The organism is Blautia sp. DFI.3.45, assembly GCF_020593505.1.
Lineage (GTDB): Bacteria > Bacillota > Clostridia > Lachnospirales > Lachnospiraceae > Blautia_A > Blautia_A wexlerae.
Window position 1 is genome coordinate 1 of record NZ_JAJDMI010000153.1, and the last position, 583, is coordinate 583.

The 583-nt window shown below is 44.9% G+C and carries 1 protein-coding gene; it reads left to right on the forward strand.

Annotated features, from left to right (window positions below):
• Positions 1–209 precede the first annotated feature (209 nt).
• The coding region (locus LJE09_RS17350) for a MobA/MobL family protein (protein WP_227311610.1) at positions 210–583 on the forward strand (374 nt) is incomplete at its 3' end.

A 583-nucleotide genomic window follows, 5' to 3' on the forward strand; every position in this document is an offset into this window, starting at 1 on the left:
TTGCCGGGCTCGTTCCGTCGGCGGGGCTTTCAGCCAGACCTGCTCATGCCGCAGGAGGCACTCTTCGCCAGAGAGGCGCATTCCATGCAGGCTGCTATGCGCAGGGCACTCTTACGCAGAGGGAGTTCCGGCAATGCTGCTTTTTCTAAAACTGAAAGCAATGTTGCCGGAAATCTATGCCGGATACGTCAGAAAGGAGGAATCCAGACATGGCGATTTTTCATTACACAATCAAAATAGTCGGACGAAGTAAAGGGAAATCTGTTATCTCCGCTTCCGCATATCTCAATGGGGATGTGATGAAAAACGAGGAAACAGGGAGAATCAGTTATTACACTTCTAAAAAAGAAGTGGTCTACACCCGGCTGATGATGTGCGAAAACGCACCTCCTGAATGGCAGATAGTACCAGAAGAAAATATAAAACGCTTTCAAAAATCTGTCCGATACAAAAGGTCAGAAGATAAAGAAGCTGCTTTAAAAAAATTCAAAATCACATTTCAGAAACAGAGGTTATGGAATGAGGTATTGAAGATTGAAAAAAATGCAGATGCCCAACTTGGCAGGTCATTTGAATTTGCCCT